We start from the raw sequence: 20,167 nt of genomic DNA, 5'->3' as shown, positions 1-20,167 counted from the left end.
CGGGCGCGGGGCACCCCCCAGCAAGAGGCTCTCGCGAGAGGCCCCGGACAAGGAACGTCATGAAGAACCGCATCCTGGCCCTGGCGGCGGTGTTCGCGCTCGCGGCGTGCGGCACGGCCCAGGAGCCGAAAGAGGCCGCGCCAGGCACCCCCACGAAGCTCACCGTCTGGATCATGGACGGCAGCGTCACCGAAGAGCTGCTGAAGAAGTTCGAGACCCAGTACGAGGCCGCGCACCAGGGCATCGACCTCGACATCCAGATCCAGCAGTGGGACGGCATCGGCGAGCGCGTCACCGCCGCCCTGGCCAGCACCGACGCCCCCGACGTGATCGAGGTGGGCAACACGCAGGTCGCCCAGTACAGCGCGAGCGGCGGCGTGACCGACCTGACCGGCAAGGTGGCCGAGCTCAAGGGCGAGGACTGGGTGCCGGGACTCGCGCAGCCGGGCAACATCGACGGCAGGCAGTACGGCATCCCCTGGTACGCCGCCAACCGCGTGGTGGTCTACAACAAGGAGCTGTTCGCCAAGGCCGGGATCAAGAAGCTTCCCACCACCCGCGACGAGTGGCTGGAGGTCACCGAGAAGCTCAACAAGGGCGACGTCCAGGGCATCTACCTGACCGGCCAGACCTGGTACGCGCTCGCCGGCTTCATCTGGGACGAGGGCGGCGACCTCGCCGTCCAGGAGGGCGGCCGGTGGAAGGGCGCCCTCGACACCCCGCAGGCGCTCGCCGGCATGGACTTCTACAAGTGGCTCCAGGCGCTCGGCAAGGGCCCCAAGGACTCCGACGAGGCCAACCCGCCGCAGCACGAGGTGTTCGCGCAGGGCAAGGTCGCCCAGATCATCGCCGTGCCCGGCGCCGCCGCCCGGGTGCTGGAGGTGAACGCCTCGCTCAAAGACAAGATCGGCTTCTTCCCCATCCCCGGCAAGACGGCCGACAAGCCCGGCACCGTCTTCACCGGCGGCTCCGACCTCGTCATCCCGGCCGCCTCGCAGCACCAGGAGGAGGCGTACGAGCTGGTCAGGACGCTGGCGGGGGAGGAGTTCCAGAAGGAGTTCGCCAAGACCATGAGCTACGTGCCGAACCGCACGTCGCTGGCCTCCGTGCTCGACGGCGACGAGGGCACCGCCGCCATGGCCAAGGGCGCCGCCAACGGCCGCGCCACGCCCAACACCCCCAACTGGGCGGCCGTCGAGGCCACCGCGGTGATCAAGCAGTACATGACCGCCGTGCTCACCGGCGGCGACCCGGCGGCCGAGGCGAAGAAGGTCTCCGAGTCGATCACCACGACCCTGAACAGCGGATCCTGAATGCGGTCGAGGAGCCGTTCGTACTGGCCCTACCTGCTCATCGCGCCCACGGTGGCCGGCGGGGCCTTCCTCTTGCTCTACCCGCTGCTCAGAGCGCTGCTGATCTCGCTCCAGCACTTCCGCATGGGGGAGCTGATCAGGGGCGGGGCGGCGTTCATCGGCCTGGACAACTACGCCGAGCTGCTCAGCGGCCCGCAGTTCTGGCAGGTGCTGCTGCGCACGGCGGTGTGGACGGCCGTCAACGTGGTGCTCATCGTCGGCATCTCCACCGGCGTCGCGCTCATGCTCCAGCATCTGCGGCGCGGCCTGCGCCTGGCGCTGATGAGCGCGCTCGCGCTGGCCTGGGCCATGCCGATCATCGCGGCGACCACGGTGTTCCAGTGGCTGTTCCAGTCGGAGCTGGGCATCGTCAACTGGCTGCTGGTCACGCTGGGCTTCGAGTCCTTCGAGGGCTACACGTGGTTCGCCGACGGCACCGCCACGTTCGCCGTCCTCGTGGTGCTGGTGGTCTGGCAGTCGGTGCCGTTCGCCGCGCTCACCCTGTACGCCGGGCTCACCACGATCCCGAACGAGCTGTTCGAGTCGGCCAGGATCGACGGCGGCACCGGCCGGCAGATCTTTCGCAGCGTCACCTTCCCCATGCTGCGGCCGCTGTTCGCGCTGATCACCGCGCTCGAGGTGATCTGGGTGGCCAAGTGCTTCCCGCAGATCTGGGTGCTCAGCCAGGGCGGGCCCGGTGACGCCACGACCACCCTGCCCGTCTACGCGTTCAAGATCGCCCGGGCGCTGCACCGCTACGACCTCGGCTCGGCGGTGGCGATCCTGCTGGTGATCCTGCTCGCCTTCGCCCTGATCAGCAACCTGCGCCGGATGGTGCGCTCATGAGACTCGCGAGAAGGATCCTGCTCAACACGGCGGCCGTCGCCGTGCTGGTGACCACGATCTTCCCCGTCTACTGGATGTTCGTGACCGCCTTCAAGCCCACCCGCGACATCCAGGCGGCCACGCCCACGTTCTGGCCCGCGCACCCGACGCTCGAGCACTTCGTCACCGCCGTCAACGCGCCGGGGTTCCTGACGTACCTGCGCAACAGCGTGCTCGTGACCGCGGGTGCGGTGCTGCTCGCGCTGGTGGTGGCGCTGATGGCGGCGTTCGCGGTGGCCAGGATGGACTGGCGGGGGCGCGGGCCGTTCGTGATCGCGGTCTTCGCCGCGCAGATGGCGCCGTGGGAGGCGCTGCTCGTGCCGGTGTTCATCATCGCCCGCGACACCGACCTGCTCGACTCGCTCGCCATGCTGACCGGCGTGTACTTCATGGTCACGCTGCCGTTCACCATCGTGACGCTGCGCGGCTTCCTGGCCGCGATCCCGCCCGAGCTGGAGGAGGCGGCGCAGGTGGACGGGTGCGGCCGCATGACGGCCTTCCGCCGCGTGGTGTTCCCGCTGCTCGCGCCCGGCCTGATGGCGACCTCGCTGTTCGGGTTCATCACGGCGTGGAACGAGTTCGCGTTCGTGAACGTGCTCATCATCAAGGCCCAGGACAAGCGGACGCTGCCGGTGTGGCTGTCGTCCTTCAGGGACGTCTTCGGCACCGACTGGGGCGCCACCATGGCCGCCGCCAGCCTGTTCGCGCTGCCCGCGCTGCTGCTCTTCCTCTTCCTTCAGCGCAACGTGGGCACGGGGATGACCGCGGGCGCCGTCAAAGGCTAGGGCTCGCGGGCCAGGAGGACGGGTCGGCGACGCGGGCGCCGCGCGGGGGCGTCGCGACCGCCCAGCCTTGGCGCACCAGCAGCGCCACGGCCTGCCTGGCGGTGGCCCTGGCCACGCCGTAGTGGCGCATCAGCATGCCCGCGTCGGGGATCGGCCGGCCGGGCCGCAGCTCGCCGCGCGCGATCCGGCGGGCGACCGCCGCCGCGATCGGCACGTACAGCGCTCTGCTCGGCTTCACCCTGGGCACGCCGGGAGGGCCGACGAACGTGCCCTCGCCGCGCACCGTGTGGGCCAGCCCGCGCCTGCGCAGCTCGCGTGCGGCGTTGCGGGCGGTCGTGCGCCCGATGCCGAACTCCTCCTCCAGCGCCGTCTCGCTCGGCAGCGCCTCGCCGATCCGGAACTCGCCGCACGCGATGCGCTCGCCCAGCACCTCGGCGACCTGGACATACAGGGGTACGGGACCGTCGCGGTCGAGCATGCTCGCATCGTAGACGCCCGCCTACGCCGAGGCGGCCGTGATCACTCCTTCGGCCACTTCTCCTCGGGAGAGACGTAGCTGCCCCGCTGCGGCACCGTGTAGATCCAGCCCTGCTCGCGCAGCAGCGCCATCGCCCTGCGCACGGTCTCGCGCGCCACGCTGTGCTGCTTCACCAGCGCCGACTCACCGGGGATGGGACGTCTCGGGCGGTAGCGGCCCTGCTTGATGTCCGCGGCGATCTCCGTGGCGATCTGCTGGTAGAGCGGCGTCTTGCGCTTCTTGCGCACGCCGGCCGCCGGCGGGCCGACGAAGGCGCCCTCGCCCTGGACGGTGTAGATGAGCCCTTCCTCGCGCAGCACGCGGATCGCGCGCCGGGCCGTCGTCCTGGCGACGCCGAACTCGTACTGGATGTCCGCCTCGCTCGGCACCGGGTCGCCCGGTGAGAGGCCCTTCAGCCGCTCCCTGAGGATGTTGGCGATCTGGATGTAGACGTGTGTGTCGCCTTCGTAGTCGAGCACACCGGCAACATAGGCCAACCAGGGCAAGAGCACCCATATCGCTCTGTCTTTTTAGACAGATGTGCCTGTACAAGCAGACGAGCGCAGACGACCAGAGATATGGTGTGCGCATGACGATCTGCCCGAGCCCCGACGGCGAGGACTGCCTGTCGGTGCACATCCCGCCGGCCAACGAGGGCTACAAGAGGCTGACGTGGACGCCGATCCGTCCCATGGGCCGGTCCGTACGCGTGCGCGACTACACGTGCTCGTACCGGCCGATCACCTACGAACTGTGCGAGTACGGTGGCGAGGCCTTCATCCGCAGGACCCGCAGGCACGAGAACGCCGTCTTCGTCGACGAGACCGCCCGCGGCCGCCGAGCCGTCACCCTGGCGATCTGGAAACAGCTCCTGTCAGGGGAGGCCGCCTGAGACGACCGGCGGCTGCGCGCGTCGCCGGTGCGGGGAAGGGGGGCGGCCGGGGAGGACGCCATGCCGGGACTTGGGGGCCGGGGCGGGGGCGAGGCCGCGGCCGCCGCCCCGGTGGAGTGCGGCATGGCGGGCGGGCGGGGCCGGTGCGGTTCGGTACCGGCCCCGCCTCGACCGGGGAGGCAGGCCGATCGTGCAGGCCTGGCTCCCGTCACACCGGCGGCTACTTGAGGGCGCCGGTGGTGAGGCCGGACTGGATCTGGCGCTGGAAGACCGTGTAGACGATCAGCATGGGCAGGATGGCCAGGGTCAGGGCGGCGAACAGGGCGGACCAGTCCTGGTCGTAGCCGGCGGCGGTGGAGATGTCGGCGATGCCCATCGTCAGCACCCACTTGTCCCGCTCCTGGAGCAGGATCAGCGGAAGCTGGTACTGGTTCCACTGGCCGAGCACGTTGAAGATCGTGATGCTGATGATCCCGGGCCGGGCCATCGGCAGCATGATCTGGAAGAAGACCCGCGTGTGCGAGGCACCGTCCACCATCGCGGCCTCGCCCACGGCGGTCGGCAGCGTCCTGAAGAACGCCGACAGGAAGAACACCGTGAACGGCAGCGAGTACGCGATGTAGACGAGCACCACCCCCGCATGCGTGTTCAGCCCGATGAACGGCCCGATCACCGGGATGTTGCCCATGTTCTGCACGACGAAGAACAGCGGGGTCAGCGCGAGATAGACGGGGAACGCCAGACCCGAGACGAACAGCAGGTAGATGGCCCGGTTACCGCGGAAGGGATAGCGGGCCAGCACGTACGCCGCCATCGACCCGACGAGCATCGTGCCGAACGTGCTGAACGACACCACGATGACGCTGTTGAGCATGTACTGCCCGATGTGCGCCTGCTCCCAGGCCCGCGCGAAGTTGTCCCAGCGCAGCGTGGCCGGCAGCGACCACGCGTCGCCGAAGATCTCGTCCTCGCTCTTGACCGAGGCCAGGAACGTCCACAGGATCGGGATGATCACCAGCAGCGTCCAGATGAGCAGGGCCAGGTGCGTCAGCACCCCGAGCGGCCCCAGCCGGCGGCGGCGCTCTTCGCGGGCCAGCTTGCGCGAAGTGGCCGCGGTCCACGAGATCATCGTCGTCATCTAGTACTCGATTCGTTCGCGCCGGGACAGCCGCAGCGACAAGATCGCGAAGCCGACCGTGAAGAAGAACATCACCACGCCCAGAGCCGAGGCATAGCCGAAGCGGAAGTACTCGAAGGCGTTGCGGTAGATCTCGGCCGCCATGACCGTCGTCGAACGGTCGGGCCCGCCGTGCTGGAGCGTCATCACCCAGACGATGGCGAAGACGTCCAGCGCGAGGATGCCGAGATAGACCCAGGCGACCTGCACGGTGTCCCACAGCAGCGGCAGCGTGATGCGGAAGAACAGGCTGAACCGGTTGGCGCCGTCGATCTGCGCCGCCTCGAACATGTCCCGGGGGATGCCCGCCAGGCCCGCGGAGAACAGCACGACGTAGAAGCCGACCGCCTGCCACACCATGACGCTCAGCACCGACCAGAACGCGATGTCCGGGTCGGACAGGAACCCGATGGGCTCGAGCCCGAGCGACATCAGCGGCCCGTTCAGCATGCCGCTGCCGTCCGGCCGGAACACCTGCTGGAACAGCACCGCCACCACGGCCACGGCGAGCACCTGCGGGAAGAAGAAGACCACCCGGTAGAACCTCGAGCCCCTGATGCCGGCCACCCCGTTGCGGCCGCCCACGTTCAGCAGGAACGCGAAGAACAGCGCGATGACGATCGTGATCAGTGGCAGCAGCACGAGCAGCGCGGCGTTGTGGGTGACCGCCTTCCAGAACGCGGTGTCGCCGAACAGCCGCTGGAAGTTCTCCAGGCCGATGAACCTGGGCGTGGCCGTGACGCCCCGCCAGTCCGTCATCGCGATGTAGAACGCCTGGACGTACGGGGCGATCACGTACACCAGGTAGAGAATCACCGGGGCTGCCAGGAACGAGGTGATGAACAGCCCGCGGCGATACCGGTTGAACGACATCAGCGCGTGTACTTCTTGATCGAGGAGTCGTTCTTGATCTCGTCGGCCTTCTTCTGGATGCGTTCGAGGTACTTGCCGGCGGTGATGTTGCCGGACATCAGCTCGCCGGTGGCGGCGATGGCCTCGTCCTTGAGCGGGCCGTACCAGTTGTGCCAGCGGTAGTAGACCGTGTTGTCACCGGCGTCGGCGACCGCCTTGGAGGCGCTGGTGACGCCGGGGGAGATGTCGAGGCCCTCGGTGGCGCCCTTGACCACGGTCAGCGTGCGCACCAGCTCGCTGAACTCGCCGGCCGCCTTCTTCGACAGCATGGCCCGCAGGTACTCCATGCCGGCCTGCGGGTGCGCGCTCTTGGCCGAGACGATGAAGTTCTCGCCCGGCTGGGTGTGCAGGGTGCCGTACGGCATCTTGTCGGAGCCGGTGACATCGGGGATGGGGAACATCCCGTACTCGAAGTCGGGCGGCGTGGTGCTCTTCTGCTCGTTCTCCAGCCAGGAGCCGGACGGCAGCATGGCCACCTTGTACTTGTTCTGGGCGGTCTGCGTCTGTACGTGGTCGAGGCCGGTCGTGCCCTGCATGAGGTACTTCGCGCCCACCTCGGCCCACGCCTCGGCGGCGGTCTTCATGGCCTCGGCGGTCCAGGCGCCGTCCTCCAGGTTGTCGATGTTGACCAGCACCTCGTTGCCGCCGATCTTGGCGGCCATGGTGAGCAGGGGCTCGTAGAGGTACTGCGGGAACTTGCCGGCGTAGGTGAACGGCGCCATCTTGCCGGACTTCTTGATGGTCTCGCAGAGCTGGATGAACTCGTCCCAGGTCTTCGGGACCTCCCAGCCGTTGTCCCTGAACACCTTCTGCGAGTACCAGATGCCGTGGATGTAGTTGACGTAGCCCAGCACGCTGAACTTGCCGTCGTACGTGCCGAGGTCGATCACCGACTGGTCGATGGTGTCGCGGACCTTGACGTTCGGGTCGTCCCAGCTCGGCGCGTCGAGCAGCGGTGTGAGGTCCTGGAGCTGGCCGTCCTGGGAGAGCGCGCCGAAGTCCATGAAGTTCGCCCCCGAGTTGTCGATGACCTCGGGCGGGTTGCCACCGGCGAAGCGCGGCTGCAGGACCTTGGTGATCTCCTTGGTGGCGTTGTGCTTGATCTCGACGCCCGGGTACTTCGACGCGAACAGCGGCTCATGGATCTTCGTGGCGTACTCCTGGCCGAAACCGCCGTCGAAGATCCACACCTCGAGCGGCTTGTCGCTCGCCACGCCCAACGGGTTCGCCGCGCTGGTCGCCGCGGGCGCGGCCGAGCTGGAGGAGGCCGGCGGGGCGGCCGGGGTGGCGCAGGCGGCAAGCGCGCCCGCCACCGGCACGAGCGCCGCGCCGCGAAGGAGCTCGCGCCTGCTGATTCCTGAGCTGTTTCCGCCGTTACGGGGGATGTGAGGCATGGTGGACTACTCCTGACCTTTCGTGGTCCGCAGTGATGGAGCCCCGCGCGGATGCGAGGTCCGTGAAGATCGCCGGAGAGGGGGCCAGGACGCCCGCCCGGGACGGCCTCGCTCGGGAAACGTCATTCAGCCTCTCTCCACCCGGTGGCCATCGACGGCGCTGATCGTGCGCTCGAACGCCTCGTTGGTCCGCTCGTACGTGCGTTGCGCCACGGCCACGTACACCGCGTCCAGCACGAAGAGCTGCGAGTGCACGGCGGCGAGCCCGCCGAGCCTGAACGTGGTCTCCCTGCTCGCCGTGGTGAGCACCAGGTCGGCCAGCTCGGCCAGCGGAGACCGGGCGAAGGACGTGACGGCGACGGTCAGCGCCCCGTGGCTGCCCGCCTCGGCGAGCGCCTCCATGACCTCCCGGGTGCGTCCCCGGTGGCTGATGCCGATGGCGACGTCGCCCTCCTTCATCAGCGCGGCCTCCGACAGCGCCACGTGGGCGTCGCCGGCGCTGAATCCTGGGATGCCGATGCGGCGCAGCCGCCCTTCGAGCATCGTCGCGACGTCGCCGCTGGTGGAGACGCCGACCAGGAGCACGCGCGACGCGGCCACGATCGCGTCGGCCACCCGGGCCACCACGTCGAGGTCGAGCTGGGCCGCGGTGTCCTGGATGAGCCGGGTGTCGGCGGCGGCCATCACCTCGATGGCGGTGTCGAGCGGGTCGTCGGGGCCGATCTCGTGGCCGACGCCCGCGCCCCAGCCGGCCTGCGCCGCCCTGCCGGTCTCGGTGGCCAGCGCGACCCGCAGCTCGGCGTAGCCGGAGAATCCGAAGGCCCGGCAGAACCTGGTCACGGTGGCGGGCGAGCTGCCCGCGCGTTCGGCCAGCGCGATGATGGTCGACCGCGCGGCCTCGGCCGGGTCGTCGAGTATCACCTCGCCGACCCTGCGTAGGGCCTCCGGCAAGCCGGGTAGTTCCGTCTCGACGCGCCCGAGCGCTCCTGAAGTCACGAATATTCCTTCCGAATACCCGGTCTTCTGGCGAAAATTATTCTTGCTTATGGGTCGCGTCAACCCCCAGACTCGGACCGTGACTGAATCGCTAGTGGTCGGTGTCGATGCCGGTGCCACCTCCACGCGAGTGTCCGTGCACACGCTCGACGGCCGGAGAGTGGGGTACGCGCGGGCCTCCGCGGGCAACCCGAGCGCCCACGGGCTCGCCAAGGCCGTCGCGGCGATCGGCTCCGCGCTGAACCAGGCGCTGGGCTCGCTGGACGGCGGCCGCGTCGTCGCCTCGCTCGCCGGCGTCGCCGGGCGCACCCCCGAGATGGCGCCCGAGCTGGCCGCGCTCTGGTCCGCTCACGGCATCCCGGACCCGCCGGTCTACGTGCGCGACGTGGAGATCGCCTACGCCGCGGGCTCCGCCGAGCCGGACGGCTCGCTGCTGCTGTCGGGCACGGGCGCGGTGGCCACCCGGGTCGTGGACTTCGAGGTGGCGGCGATCGCGGACGGGCTCGGCTGGCTGCTCGGCGACCTCGGCTCCGGCTTCTGGATCGGCCGCGAGGCGGCCAGGGAGGTCGTCTCCGCACTCGACCGTGGACGCACGCCTTCTCGCGGCGACGTGCTGACCGAGCTCGTCATCGGTCACTTCCTCGGCTCCGACCGGCCCGGGACACCGCGCGCGGTCGCCGACCGGATCGTACGGCTGGCGCAGGCCGGCCACATGCGCCTGGCCGCGCTGTCGGCGCTGGTCAGCCAGGCCGCCGCGGCCGGCGACCCGGTGGCGGACCGCATCGCCAGGCGGGCCGCCGGGCACCTGGTGGACACGCTGCGCAGGGTGCACGACTCCGGGCCCGTGGTGCTCGCGGGCAGCGTGCTGACCAGCGACGGTCCCGTCCGCGACGCCGTCGTGGAGCTGCTCGCGGGCGATCGGGTCGCGACGGCCGGCGACGGCGCGGGCGCGGCGGCCTGGCTCGCCGCCCGGCCCCTGCTCACCGAGGACGAGGCCGTCTCCCGCCACACCGCCTTCACCACCGCGCCCACCTAGCGCCCGAAGCACCGCACCCGCGCCCGAAGCACCGCACCCGCGCCCGAAGCACCGCACCCGCCCGGTGCCTGGAGCATCGCACTCGCCCGGCGCCTCTCGCGGCCGGGCGGGCGTGTGTCTGGCGTGTGCCTGTACCGGGAGTGTCTTATGCCGGGAGTTCGGCGCGGAGGCGGCGGGCGGCGGTGACGACGTTGGTCAGGGACGCCTCGACCTCCTCGTACGTCCTGGTCTTCAGCCCGCAGTCCGGGTTGACCCAGATCCGCCCGACCGGCACCACCGCGGCGGCCCGCCGCAGCAGGGACTCGACCTCGGCCACGGAGGGCACGCGGGGCGAGTGGATGTCGTACACGCCGGGCCCGAGCCCGCGCCCGAACCCGGAGACCGAGCCGAGGATGCGCCCGCCCGAGCGCGCGGACTCGATGGTGGTGACGTCGGCGTCCAGGGCGTCGATGGCGGCGAGGATCTGGTCGGCGTCGGAGTAGCACAGGTGGGTGTGGATCTGGGTGTCCTCGCCCGCACCCGAGGTGGCGCGGCGGTAGGCGGCGACCGCCCACTCCAGGTAGTCGCCCTGAGAGGCGTGCCGCAGCGGCAGCAGCTCGCGCAGCGCGGGCTCGTCCACCTGGATGATCCGCACCCCGGCCGACTCCAGGTCGCGCACCTCCTCCCTGATCGCGTCCGCCACCTGGAACACCACGTCGCGCAGCGGCAGGTCGTCGCGGACGAACGACCAGGCCGTGATCGTGACGGGCCCGGTGAGCATGCCCTTGACCGGCTTGGGGGTCAGCGACTGCGCGTACGTCGCCCAGCGCACGGTGATCGGGGCCGGGCGGGACACGTCGCCGTGCAGGATCGGCGGGCGGGTGCAGCGCGACCCGTACGACTGCACCCAGCCGTTCCTGGTGACCGCGAACCCGTCGAGGTGCTCGGCGAAGTACTGCACCATGTCGTTGCGCTCCGGCTCGCCGTGCACGAGGACGTCGAGCCCGAGCCGTTCCTGCAGCCGGATCACCCACTCGATCTCGGCTTCGACGCGCCGCTCGTAGTCCGCCTGGGAGAGCGTGCCGGCGGCGACGGCGGCACGGGCCGCGCGCAGCTCGCCGGTCTGCGGGAACGAGCCGATCGTGGTGACCGGCAGCGGCGGCAGCCCGAGCCGGGAGGCCTGGGCGGCGGCGCGCACCTCGTACGGGCTGCGCTCATCGCGAGGAACGGGCCCGGCGGTCTCCGGCACGGCAGGCGGTGCGGACGCCTCGGGCGTGGGGCCGCCGGGAGACGCGGCCGTCCCGGGAGCGGGGGCCCGCCGGAAGGTCCGGGCGAGCGCCACCACCTCGGCCACCTTCTCCTCGGCGAAGGCCAGCCGCTCCCTCAGCGCCGGCTCCAGATCGGGCTCGGCCGCCAGCGTGTACGGCACGTGCAGCAGCGAGCACGAGGTGGACACGGTGACCCGCGCGGCGCGCACCGCCGACAGCGCCGACAGGGCCGCGAGCGCCCGCTCCCGCGGGGTCCGCCACACGTCGCGCCCCGACACCACGCCCGCGACCACGGTCTTGCCGGTCAGGCCGGCGTCGGGCACGCCGCCGCGTACCAGGTCGAGCCCGATGGCCTCCACGGGCGTTGCGGCCAGCACCGGCAGCGCCTCACCGAGATCGCCGAAGTAGGAGGCCACGAACAGCGCGGGCCGCGCCGCCGCCGCGCCCAGCCGCTCGTAGGCCCGCCGCACCGCCGCCAGCTCCTCCGGCGTGCGGTCGCAGACCAGCGCGGGCTCGTCGAGCTGCACCCAGGCGACGCCTTCGGCGGCCAGCGCAGAAAGCAGCTCCTCGTACGGGCCGAGCACGTCGTCCAGCCGCTCCAGCGCCCCGGCGAGCAGCAGGAACGTCACCGGCCCCAGCACCACGGGCCGGGTCTCGTAGCCGAGCGCCCGCGCCTGGCGCACCTCGCCGAGCGGCTTGGCCGCGTTCAGCTCGAACACCGTCTCCGGCCCGATCTCGGGCACGAGGTAGTGGTAGTTCGTGTCGAACCACTTCGTCATCCGCAGCGGCGCCAGCTCGTCGGTGCCCCTCGCCATCGCGAAGTAGGGGTCGGCGGCGTCGCGGTAGCGCTTGGGCACCGCGCCGAGCAGCACCGCCGTGTCCAGCACGTGGTCGTACAGCGAGAACGTGTTCGACGGCAGCCCTTCGAGCCCCAGCTCGGCCAGCCGCCGCCAGGTGCCCGCGCGCAGCTCGGCGCCCACCCGGTCGAGCTCGGCGCGGCTCGACCGCCCGGCCCAGTACGACTCCAGCGCCCGCTTCAGCTCCCTGCGCGGCCCGATCCTCGGGTACCCGAGCACGGTGGACGTGGGGAAGTCAGGGGTCGGTGACATGTGGTTCGGCTCCCTCGCAGAAAACGATCAGGTCGCAGGCATCGTGCCGATCCGCCGCCGTCTCAGGCACCATGTATTGGTGCTGCTTATGCTCAGGGAGATCCAGTGCTTCGCGCGGGTGGCCGAGCGGCTGAGCTTCTCCGCCGCCGCGGCCGACCTGGGCATGTCCCAGCCGGCCATGAGCCAGGCCGTCACCCGGCTCGAACGCGCCACCGGCACCAGGCTGTTCGAGCGCAGCGCCCGCGAGGTGCGGCTGACCGCCCAGGGCAAGGCGCTGCTGCCGTACGCCGAGCAGGTGATCGATGCGGTACGCGCGTTCAGCGACGAAGCCGCCCGGCTGGCGAGGCCGACCATTCATCTCGCTTATCCATCGCTCGTCGGCACGCTGGCGGCGAGGATCGTCAGGCGGCTCGCGCACCGCACCCCCGGCATCGGGGTCGAGCTGCACCCGGCGGGGCGCGGTGCGGCGGCCCAGGCGCTGGCGAACGGCGAGGTGTCGGCGGCGATCCTGGCGACGCCCGCGCCCGCGCAGTTCGTCACGGCGGCCAGGTTCCACGTCACGGTGGATCATCTGGCCGTGCCCGCGGGTCACCGGCTGGCGGCGCGGTCCCGTGCGGTGGCCGCCGACCTGGGCGGCGAGATGCTGCTGACGCCGGGCGGCCGCGCGTGGCCCGGGCTGCCCGGCAGGTCGCGGCTGGTGGGCGACGACGACTTCGCCGCCGCGCTCGACCTGGTGGCGGCCGGCGCCGGGCTGCTGCCCATCCCGCACCTGCTGGCGCGCACGATCCGGCGCGACGACGTGCGGTTCGTGCCGCTGGATGCGGGCGGGCTGCGCATCACGTACGCGCTGGCCTGGTCGAGGGAGCGGGTCACGCCGGAGCTGATGGCCCTCGTCCAGGCCGTACAGGACGCCCTGTGGACCCGCTAGGAGGACTTCTGCCGGACCCGCGCAGGAGACCGGGCGGGCCCAGGGGGCGCGCTAGGACACGGGCAGGTTCTTCAGCGCCTCGCGCCTGCTGAGCCCGGTGATGCCCTTCGCCCGGACGTATCGGACGACCTCGTCCGGATTGGTCTTGGCGTATTCGCGTAACGCCCAGCCGATCGCCTTGCGGGCGAAGAAGTCGTTGTCGGACAGGCTCGGCTCGATGCACGCGTACAGCAGGGCGGTGTCGGTGCGCTCCTTGAAGCGGTTCTGGCACAGGATGGCCGTGCGCCGCTTCCACAGGTCGGCGTCGTGCGCCCACTCCAGCATGAGCGGGCGCATCGTCTCGGGGTAGGTCGCCAGCAGGTGGCCGATGCGGTGGGTGGCCAGCTCGTCCACGAGGTCCCACCACGCGCCCGTGACGATCATCTCCTCGTACATGGGGACCGTGTAGAGGGTCTGGTAGTCACGGTAGAAGTGGTGGCCGGACAGCTCGATCGCGGCGTAGCGCTCCTCGCGGTATTCGGCCTCCCGCCACAGCGACAGCACGGCCCGCCGCCACTCGGGCGCCGACTCGAGCCGGTGCTCGGCGAACACCCGCCGCAGCGCCGCCCGCCTGGGCACCGCCTGCACGCCCATGAACGGCATGTCCGACTTCATGTAGGCCCGCATCGCCTCGGCCTTGCCGGGGTCGGCCACGTCCTGCAGTGCCAGCCGCACCGCCTTGCCGAGGCTCATCCGTGGTGCGTGACGCGGTCGCCCGTGGCGAGGCCGTCGAAGAGCACGGTGATGTAGTGCTCGGCCAGCGTGGCGGTGTTGAGCCTGCCGCCGGGACGGAACCAGCGCACCGCCACCCAGATGGTGTCGCGGATCATCCGGTAGGTCAGCTTGGGGTCGACGTCGGCCCGCAGCAGCCCGGCCGCCTGCCCCGCCTTGATCTGGGAGACCCAGATCTCCTCCACCTCTTCCTCGGCCTTGACGAGGTAGTTGAACCGCTCGAACTGGCGCAGGTAGTTCCAGTCGTTCTGCATCACGGTGATGGCCGAGCGGTGCGGCTCCAGCGTGCTGAAGCCGATGCGGACCATCTCCTCCAGCACCGCCCGCGGGTCGGAACCCGAGTCGAGCGCGGCGCGGTATCGGGCGAGGAGGTCGTCGAGGAAGGTGGAGAGCACCTCGTCGACGATCGTCTCCTTGGAGTCGAAGTGGTGGTAGAGACTTCCGGAGAGGATGCCGGCCTCGTTGGCGATCTCGCGTACGGTCGTGGCCTGGAAGCCCTTGCGCGCGAAGAGCTCCGCGGCGAGCTTGACGAGGTGGTCACGGCGCTCTGATGCGGACCCCGATGAGGCCGAGCGCTGGCGCTTCGCCGGTGCGGTGGTGGTGCCGGAGTTCTTTCGCGTCGTCACGCCACCATTATGAGCCCTCAGACAATCGCTTGTTCACACAACTGTGCCAGCTCATACGGCGTTCCTGGCTAGACCAAGCGCTTGTTACATGCGGAGATGGGCGAGGCCTGCATCGTCGGAGCCGTCCGCCCCGCGATCGGGCGCAGGCACGGCGGCGGCCCGACCGCCTGCGCTCCCCGCCTGACCGTCTGCCGCCCCGCCCGCCGTGCGGCTGCCTGCCGCCCGGCGCCTTCGGCGGTCCGCGCCACTGCCCAGCGTCTCCGAGCGTCTTCGGCGCCCGCGCCGCCTTCCGCGTTCTCGGCGGCTCGCGCCGCAGTCCAGCGCCTTCGGCCTGCGGACGCCTCTGGCGCCGCCGGCCGGGCCTTCGGCGGCCCGCGCCGCACGGTGGCTCCCCGGTGCGTACGCCGGCAGAGCGGCGGACCGAAGTGGAGGACGGGCTGACGTCAGAAAATGCCACTAGCAAATAGGAAACTTTCCTATTAGATTGCGGTTCATGTCCCTCAGCGGTGACCTGCTTCGCCTCGCCGACGCCGTGCTCTTCCCCGGCTTCACCGGCCACACCCCGCCCGACTGGCTGCGCCGCAGGCTCGGCGGCGGGCTCGCCGGCGTCGCGCTGTTCTCCCGCAACATCGCAGGACCCGGCCGGCTCGCCCGCCTCACCGCCGAGCTGCGCGCGGAGAACCCCTCGGTGCTCATCGGCACCGACGAGGAGTCCGGCGAGGTCACCAGGCTGGAGGCGGCCACCGGCAGCAGCCGCCCCGGCGCGTACGCGCTCGGCGTCGTGGACGACGTACGGCTCACCGAGGACATCGCCCGCGACCTCGGCCACGACCTGGCCAGAGCCGGCATCACCATCGACTTCGCCCCCTCCGCCGACGTCAACTCCAACCCCGGCAACCCCGTCATCGGCCTGCGCGCGTTCGGCGCCGACCCGGCCCTGGTCGCCCGGCACACCCGCGCCTTCGTACGCGGCCTGCAGTCCGCCGGCGTGGCCGCCACCGCCAAGCACTTCCCCGGGCACGGCGACACCACGGTCGACTCCCACCACGGAGTGCCCGTCGTCGCCGAGAGCGGGATCGCCGACGCCCTCCACCCCTTCCGCGCGGCCATCGACGAGGGCGTCAAGGTGATCATGACCGGGCACCTGCTCGTGCCGTCGTACGACGCCGAACGCCCCGCCACGCTCAGCCCCAAGGTGCTCACCGGGCTGCTGCGCGAAGAGCTCGGGTTCGACGGGCTGATCATCACCGACGGCATCGAGATGGCCGCCGTGTCGGCCGCGTACGGGATCGGCGGCGCGTCCGCCCGTGCCCTGGCCGCGGGAGCCGACGCGATCTGCATCGGCGGCGAGCACGCCGATGAGGCCACCGCCGCCGGCGTCCGGGACGCGATCGCGCACGCCGTCACCACCGGACTGCTGCCCGAGGAACGGCTGGCCGACGCCGCTCGAAGGGTCCGCGAGCTGGCCGTCTGGGCCGCCTCCTCGGGCAGCCGCGCGGAACCCGGTGACGGCGCCATCGGGCTGGAGGCGGCGCGCAGGGCCGTACGCGTCACCCGCCGCTCCACCGCCCACGTCCTGCCCATCGGCGCCGCCCCGCACGTCGTCGAGCTGTCCCCCGAGATGAACCTGGCCATCGACAAGGGCACCCCGTGGGGCGTCGGCGCGCCGCTCGCCGCCCTGCGCCCCGGCACCACCGTCGCCCGCCTGGCGGCGGGCGAGACCACGGGACCCGAGCTCGAACGCCAGCTCGGCCTCGCCGCCGGCCGCCCCCTGGTCGTGGTCGTCAGGGACGCGCACCGCCACGCCTGGCAGACCGAGGCGCTGCGCCACCTGCTCAGCGCCCGCCCCGACGCCGTCGTGGTCGAGATGGGCCTGCCGGAACGCTCCGACCTCGGCGCCGTGCACATCGCCACGTACGGGTCCGCCAGGGTCTGCGGCCAGGCCGCCGCCGAGGTGCTGACTGGTAGCCTCTGACGGTGATTTTCAACGGGGAGGACCTCTCCCGCCAGGCTCTGGCCGACCGGCTTCCCTCCGATGAGAGCCACACCTTCCGCGAGTGCGACCTCACCGAGGCCGACCTGTGGGGCGCGCCGCTGGCCGGCGCCCGCTTCGAATCATGCGTGCTCGACGGCGCCGACTTCCGCAAGGCCGACCTCGACGGGGCCGCGTTCACCGGCGGGGGCGGGATGCGCATCCGCTTCAGCGACGCCGACCTCATCGACGCGAGCTTCACCGACATCGACCTGTCCTCCGCGCACTTCGCCGGAGCGCTGCTCACCGACGCGTCGTTCACCGGCTGCCGCATGATCGGCGCCGTGCTCACCGGCTCGCGCGGCACCGGCTTCACGCTCTCCCGCTCCAACCTCACGCTCGCCAACCTCGGCGGCTGCTCGCTGCGCGGCCAGACCATCGAGGGCGTACGCTTCGACGACGCCGACCTGGCGGGCTGCGACTTCACCGACACGACCCTGATCGACTGCCGGCTGCGCGGCACCCGCCTGCTCGACACGAAGTTCGCCCAGGCCGACCTGCGCGGCGCCGACCTCGGGGAGCTCGACGACGCCAAGCTGCGCGAGTTCGCCGGCGCCGTCATCACCCAGGCCCAGGCCGCAGCCATCCTCGCCGGCCGCGGCATCACCGTCCTCTGATCCGCCGGTCAGCCGGGGGCCCGCCTTCCTGTCCCCGCTCAGAGGACCCGCACCGTACTCCGGCCACTACGGCCGCCGCGACGACGATCCCGGCCGGCCGCATGGCCACACCCGAGAACGTGGCCGCCGCCCGCCTGTGGCTCGCCGCCCCGGCTACGTGACCGGGCGCCGAGGTGCGCGTGGACGGCGGCGACGAGACCCCCGCCTGGCCTCTCCTGACCACGACCGAGCCACCCTGACGGACGACGCCCTCCGGACGGAGCGGCTTACGGACGGCGAGTGGTCGGACGGGGAGTGGTTCTTGGCCGGGAGCGGCCTCCGGACGGCGAGCGGCCCTTTGGGTCGCCCTAGGTCAGAACCCGGGAGAGAAGCCCGCCTTAGAGGGGGCGGCGTGGACTTGGAGCACCCGGAGCACCGCCACCGCCCGCGACCTCACCCGACACCCGGGACCCGCCCACGCTCGCATCCCGCCGCCCTCCAGCCCAGCCCTGAATCCGGCCCGCGTGGTCGCTTTGCCCCGTGGGGTGCCCCCGACCTGTGGGGTGCCCTCCGATCTGTGGGGTGGTTCCCGGCTTGCGGGGGTGGTGGTGATCGTGCCCCCCGCAAACCGGGGCGACGCCCGATCTACGGGGTGGCCCCCGGCCTTGCGGGGTGGTTTCCGGCTTGCGGGGGTGGTGGTGATCGTGCCTCTCGCCCTGCGGGGCGACGCCCGATCTACGGGGTGGCCCCCGGCCTTGCGGGGTGGTTCCCGGCCTGCGGGGGTGGTGGTGATCGCGCTTCTCGACCCGCGCGGAGGGACCCCGCCCGCTGCTCGGGGTCTGGTCCCCGGGGGCGTTTCCTGATATTTCTGCTTGATCCTCTCCGGGAGGTCTGTGTGGGAATCTGTGCCGGCCGCGTGGTGGTCGTGACGGGCGCCGGTCGCGGCATCGGACGGGAGCACGCGCTGGAGTTCGCCCGGCAGGGCGCCCGCGTCGTGGTGAACGACCTCGGCACCGGACCGGACGGCGAAGGCGGCTCGGCCGGACCCGCGCTCGCCGTCGTCGAGGAGATCCGCGACCTCGGCGGGCAGGCGGTGCCGAGCAACGAGGACGCCGCCGACTGGGACGGCGCGGCACGGCTGATCAGAACCGCCGTCAGCGCGTACGGCAGGCTCGACGTGCTGGTCAACAACGCCGGCATCCGGCGCGACCGGATGCTGGCGTCGATGACCGAACAGGACTGGGACGACGTCGTCCGCGTCCACCTCAAGGGGCACGTCGCGCCGCTGCGGCACGCGGCGGCGTACTGGCGGGAGCGCGCCAAGGCGGGGGAGCGGGTCACCGGCCGGGTGATCAACACCTCGTCGGGCGCGGGCCTGCTCGGCAGCGTGGGACAGGGCAACTACTCGGCGGCCAAGGCCGGCATCGCCGCGCTCACCCTGGTGGCCGCCGCCGAACTCGCCGCGTACGGGGTCACGGTCAACGCGATCGCGCCCGCCGCGCGTACCAGGATGACCGAGCGCGTCCTCGCCGAGACGATGGCCCGCCCCGCCTCGGGCTTCGACGCCATGGACCCCGCGAACGTGTCCCCGCTCGTCGTCTGGCTCGGCTCGGAGGAGTCGGCGCACGTGACGGGGCGGGTGTTCGAGGTCGAGGGCGGGACGATCTCGGTCGCGACCGGCTGGCGGCACGGACCGAAGGCCGACCGCGGCGCCCGCTGGGATCCGGCCGAGATCGGCCAGGCCGTCACGCACCTCCTCACCACCGCCCCACCCCCGGAACCCGTCTACGACCTGCGCCCCTGACCCGCCCTCCACGCCCCGCCTGACGCTGAGCGGAACCTGTTCCGTCCCGCCCGGCTGCCGGCGCTGCCGGGTCTGGTGTGTCCGCGCGCCGGGGGCCTCACGCCCCGCCCGCCTGACCCGGCCCGCACACGTGATCCGCCTCGTGCGCTCAGCCTGCCCCGCGCGCTTGCCCTGCCCTGCCCCCTGTTCCTTCGCCCGGCCCGCACCCTCGCCCGCTCGCCGCATACTTGGCGCCTCCCGCGCTTGGTGCCCCGCTTCCCGAGCCTTCGCCCGCGCCGAGCGCCTAGCTCGTCTAGTGCCTCGCGTCACGGGGAGGGGCTCACCGGGATCGGCAGCTCGGCTGCAGGAGGCCGGGTCAGCGCATGGCGGAGCGGGCCGTGGGGCGGAGGCGGAGGCGGAGCGAGGGGGCGGTGAGGTGGGGAGCGAGCATGGGGAGGTCCACCTCCCGCTCCTTCTCAGGGCTGTCGAAGCGGGCGAACCACACGAACACATTCACCCCCGTCCGTACGGGCAGCCGGGGGTAGGTGTTCTCGGCGTGCTCGGTCTCGAAGCACGCGACGGGCGGCACCCCGGCATCGGCCAGGACGGGCGCGGCCTCGCGGGCGAAGAAGGCGGAGAAGCCGGGACGGACGTGGTGGACGGTGGCGACGTACAGGGCGGGCGGCAGGGCGGTGGCGCCGACGGGCGGGCGCTCCCACAGGGGCGGCGGGGGCCCCGCAGGGCGGAGCAGCAGCACGTCGTCGGAGTCGGCCAGGGTGGCGTTGGCCTCGTCCCGATGGGCTTGCCACACGGGGCCGGAGTAGAAGGCTTCGAGCGAGGCGCGCCGCTTTTCCATGTCGGGGAAGGCCCGCAGCCAGGTGAACCTGTCGGGCCGGCCGACCTCGCGGAAGGAGCCGGGCACGAGCATGCCGGTCGCCTCCTGCGTCTCGATGAACTCCCGCTCGAACAAGGAGATCAGGGTGTCGCGCCGTCCCGGGCGCATGGCGTAGCGCCGCAGTTCGTAGATCATGCGCGGACGGTAGCGCCGGGTCACTGACACCTCCTGTCAGGGTAAGCTCCGAACAATATTCTGATCACTCATGGCTACCAATTGACCACGCACGGTTAT

At 71.6% G+C, this 20,167-nt stretch carries 19 protein-coding genes; 9 read left to right on the top strand and 10 right to left on the bottom strand.

Annotated elements, in window-relative coordinates:
- Positions 1-59 precede the first annotated feature (59 nt).
- From ACGFIM_RS13360 to ACGFIM_RS13350, 3 genes are read left to right on the top strand one after another with little or no spacing between them, the layout of a single operon-like run.
- A complete protein-coding gene (locus ACGFIM_RS13360) occupies positions 60-1,313 on the top strand; it encodes an extracellular solute-binding protein (RefSeq protein ID WP_393199395.1) in 1,254 nt (417 codons plus the stop codon).
- Entirely contained in the window at positions 1,314-2,198 is an 885-nt protein-coding gene (locus tag ACGFIM_RS13355; RefSeq protein ID WP_393199392.1) for a carbohydrate ABC transporter permease, read from the top strand.
- Positions 2,195-3,022 (top strand): carbohydrate ABC transporter permease, encoded by an 828-nt coding sequence (locus tag ACGFIM_RS13350; protein ID WP_393199389.1) that lies wholly within the window; start codon positions 2,195-2,197, stop codon positions 3,020-3,022. The genes ACGFIM_RS13355 and ACGFIM_RS13350 overlap by 4 nt, the downstream gene beginning before the upstream one ends.
- On the opposite strand, the gene ACGFIM_RS13345 is transcribed toward ACGFIM_RS13350, so the two are convergent.
- Both ACGFIM_RS13345 and ACGFIM_RS13340 read right to left on the bottom strand, forming a co-directional pair.
- Complete coding sequence (locus tag ACGFIM_RS13345; RefSeq protein ID WP_393199386.1) at positions 3,012-3,500, bottom strand: GntR family transcriptional regulator; 489 nt, start codon at positions 3,498-3,500, stop codon at positions 3,012-3,014. The genes ACGFIM_RS13350 and ACGFIM_RS13345 overlap by 11 nt on opposite strands.
- A gap of 41 nt (positions 3,501-3,541) precedes the next feature.
- A complete protein-coding gene (locus tag ACGFIM_RS13340) occupies positions 3,542-4,018 on the bottom strand; it encodes a GntR family transcriptional regulator (protein ID WP_393199383.1) in 477 nt (158 codons plus the stop codon).
- A gap of 110 nt (positions 4,019-4,128) precedes the next feature.
- Between ACGFIM_RS13340 and ACGFIM_RS13335 the strand changes: the two genes are divergently transcribed.
- Positions 4,129-4,431, top strand: coding sequence for a hypothetical protein (locus tag ACGFIM_RS13335; RefSeq protein ID WP_393199380.1), 303 nt, complete (start codon positions 4,129-4,131; stop codon positions 4,429-4,431).
- Between the two features lie 220 nt (positions 4,432-4,651).
- Here the strand turns inward: ACGFIM_RS13335 and ACGFIM_RS13330 are convergent, their stop codons facing one another.
- The 4 genes from ACGFIM_RS13330 to ACGFIM_RS13315 form a co-directional block, all read right to left on the bottom strand.
- Complete coding sequence (locus ACGFIM_RS13330) at positions 4,652-5,569, bottom strand: carbohydrate ABC transporter permease (protein WP_393199377.1); 918 nt, start codon at positions 5,567-5,569, stop codon at positions 4,652-4,654.
- The gene (locus tag ACGFIM_RS13325; RefSeq protein ID WP_393199374.1) at positions 5,570-6,481 is read right to left on the bottom strand and encodes a carbohydrate ABC transporter permease; all 912 of its coding nucleotides are present in this window, start codon (positions 6,479-6,481) and stop codon (positions 5,570-5,572) included.
- On the bottom strand, positions 6,481-7,914 hold the full coding sequence (gene ngcE, locus ACGFIM_RS13320) for an N-acetylglucosamine/diacetylchitobiose ABC transporter substrate-binding protein (RefSeq protein ID WP_393199371.1): 1,434 nt from the start codon (positions 7,912-7,914) through the stop codon (positions 6,481-6,483). Before ngcE ends, ACGFIM_RS13325 begins: the two co-directional genes overlap by 1 nt.
- A gap of 126 nt (positions 7,915-8,040) precedes the next feature.
- On the bottom strand, positions 8,041-8,910 hold the full coding sequence (locus ACGFIM_RS13315) for a MurR/RpiR family transcriptional regulator (protein ID WP_393199368.1): 870 nt from the start codon (positions 8,908-8,910) through the stop codon (positions 8,041-8,043).
- Positions 8,911-8,989: 79 nt separating this feature from the next.
- On the opposite strand from ACGFIM_RS13315, the gene ACGFIM_RS13310 reads away from it, so the two are divergent.
- The gene (locus tag ACGFIM_RS13310) at positions 8,990-9,946 is read left to right on the top strand and encodes an N-acetylglucosamine kinase (protein ID WP_393199365.1); all 957 of its coding nucleotides are present in this window, start codon (positions 8,990-8,992) and stop codon (positions 9,944-9,946) included.
- 145 nt (positions 9,947-10,091) lie between these two features.
- Here the strand turns inward: ACGFIM_RS13310 and metE are convergent, their stop codons facing one another.
- A complete protein-coding gene (gene metE, locus ACGFIM_RS13305) occupies positions 10,092-12,302 on the bottom strand; it encodes a 5-methyltetrahydropteroyltriglutamate--homocysteine S-methyltransferase (protein ID WP_393199362.1) in 2,211 nt (736 codons plus the stop codon).
- 88 nt (positions 12,303-12,390) lie between these two features.
- Here metE and ACGFIM_RS13300 point away from each other — a divergent pair, with 88 nt between their 5' ends.
- A complete protein-coding gene (locus ACGFIM_RS13300; protein ID WP_393199748.1) occupies positions 12,391-13,230 on the top strand; it encodes a LysR family transcriptional regulator in 840 nt (279 codons plus the stop codon).
- A gap of 51 nt (positions 13,231-13,281) precedes the next feature.
- Here ACGFIM_RS13300 and ACGFIM_RS13295 read toward each other — a convergent pair whose 3' ends face one another.
- The gene (locus tag ACGFIM_RS13295; RefSeq protein WP_393199359.1) at positions 13,282-13,962 is read right to left on the bottom strand and encodes a DNA alkylation repair protein; all 681 of its coding nucleotides are present in this window, start codon (positions 13,960-13,962) and stop codon (positions 13,282-13,284) included.
- Complete coding sequence (locus ACGFIM_RS13290) at positions 13,959-14,627, bottom strand: TetR/AcrR family transcriptional regulator (RefSeq protein WP_393199356.1); 669 nt, start codon at positions 14,625-14,627, stop codon at positions 13,959-13,961. The genes ACGFIM_RS13295 and ACGFIM_RS13290 overlap by 4 nt, the downstream gene beginning before the upstream one ends.
- A gap of 493 nt (positions 14,628-15,120) precedes the next feature.
- Here ACGFIM_RS13290 and ACGFIM_RS13285 point away from each other — a divergent pair, with 493 nt between their 5' ends.
- The 3 genes from ACGFIM_RS13285 (at position 15,121) to ACGFIM_RS13275 (ending at position 19,059) form a co-directional block, all read left to right on the top strand.
- Positions 15,121-16,602, top strand: a complete 1,482-nt coding sequence (locus ACGFIM_RS13285) for a glycoside hydrolase family 3 protein (RefSeq protein WP_393199353.1) — start codon at positions 15,121-15,123, stop codon at positions 16,600-16,602.
- A 2-nt stretch (positions 16,603-16,604) separates the two neighbouring features.
- Positions 16,605-17,276 carry a pentapeptide repeat-containing protein gene (locus tag ACGFIM_RS13280; protein WP_393199350.1) on the top strand — a complete coding sequence of 224 codons (672 nt, stop codon included), beginning with the start codon at positions 16,605-16,607 and terminating at the stop codon, positions 17,274-17,276.
- An 874-nt stretch (positions 17,277-18,150) separates the two neighbouring features.
- Entirely contained in the window at positions 18,151-19,059 is a 909-nt protein-coding gene (locus ACGFIM_RS13275) for an SDR family oxidoreductase (RefSeq protein ID WP_393199347.1), read from the top strand.
- Between the two features lie 355 nt (positions 19,060-19,414).
- Here the strand turns inward: ACGFIM_RS13275 and ACGFIM_RS13270 are convergent, their stop codons facing one another.
- Positions 19,415-20,068, bottom strand: a complete 654-nt coding sequence (locus ACGFIM_RS13270) for an NIPSNAP family protein (RefSeq protein ID WP_393199344.1) — start codon at positions 20,066-20,068, stop codon at positions 19,415-19,417.
- Positions 20,069-20,167: the final 99 nt, after the last annotated feature.

This window comes from Nonomuraea sp. NPDC049309, from assembly GCF_043196965.1.
Classification (GTDB): Bacteria; Actinomycetota; Actinomycetes; order Streptosporangiales; family Streptosporangiaceae; genus Nonomuraea; species Nonomuraea fastidiosa.
This window is presented reverse-complemented; position numbering and strand designations above follow the sequence as displayed.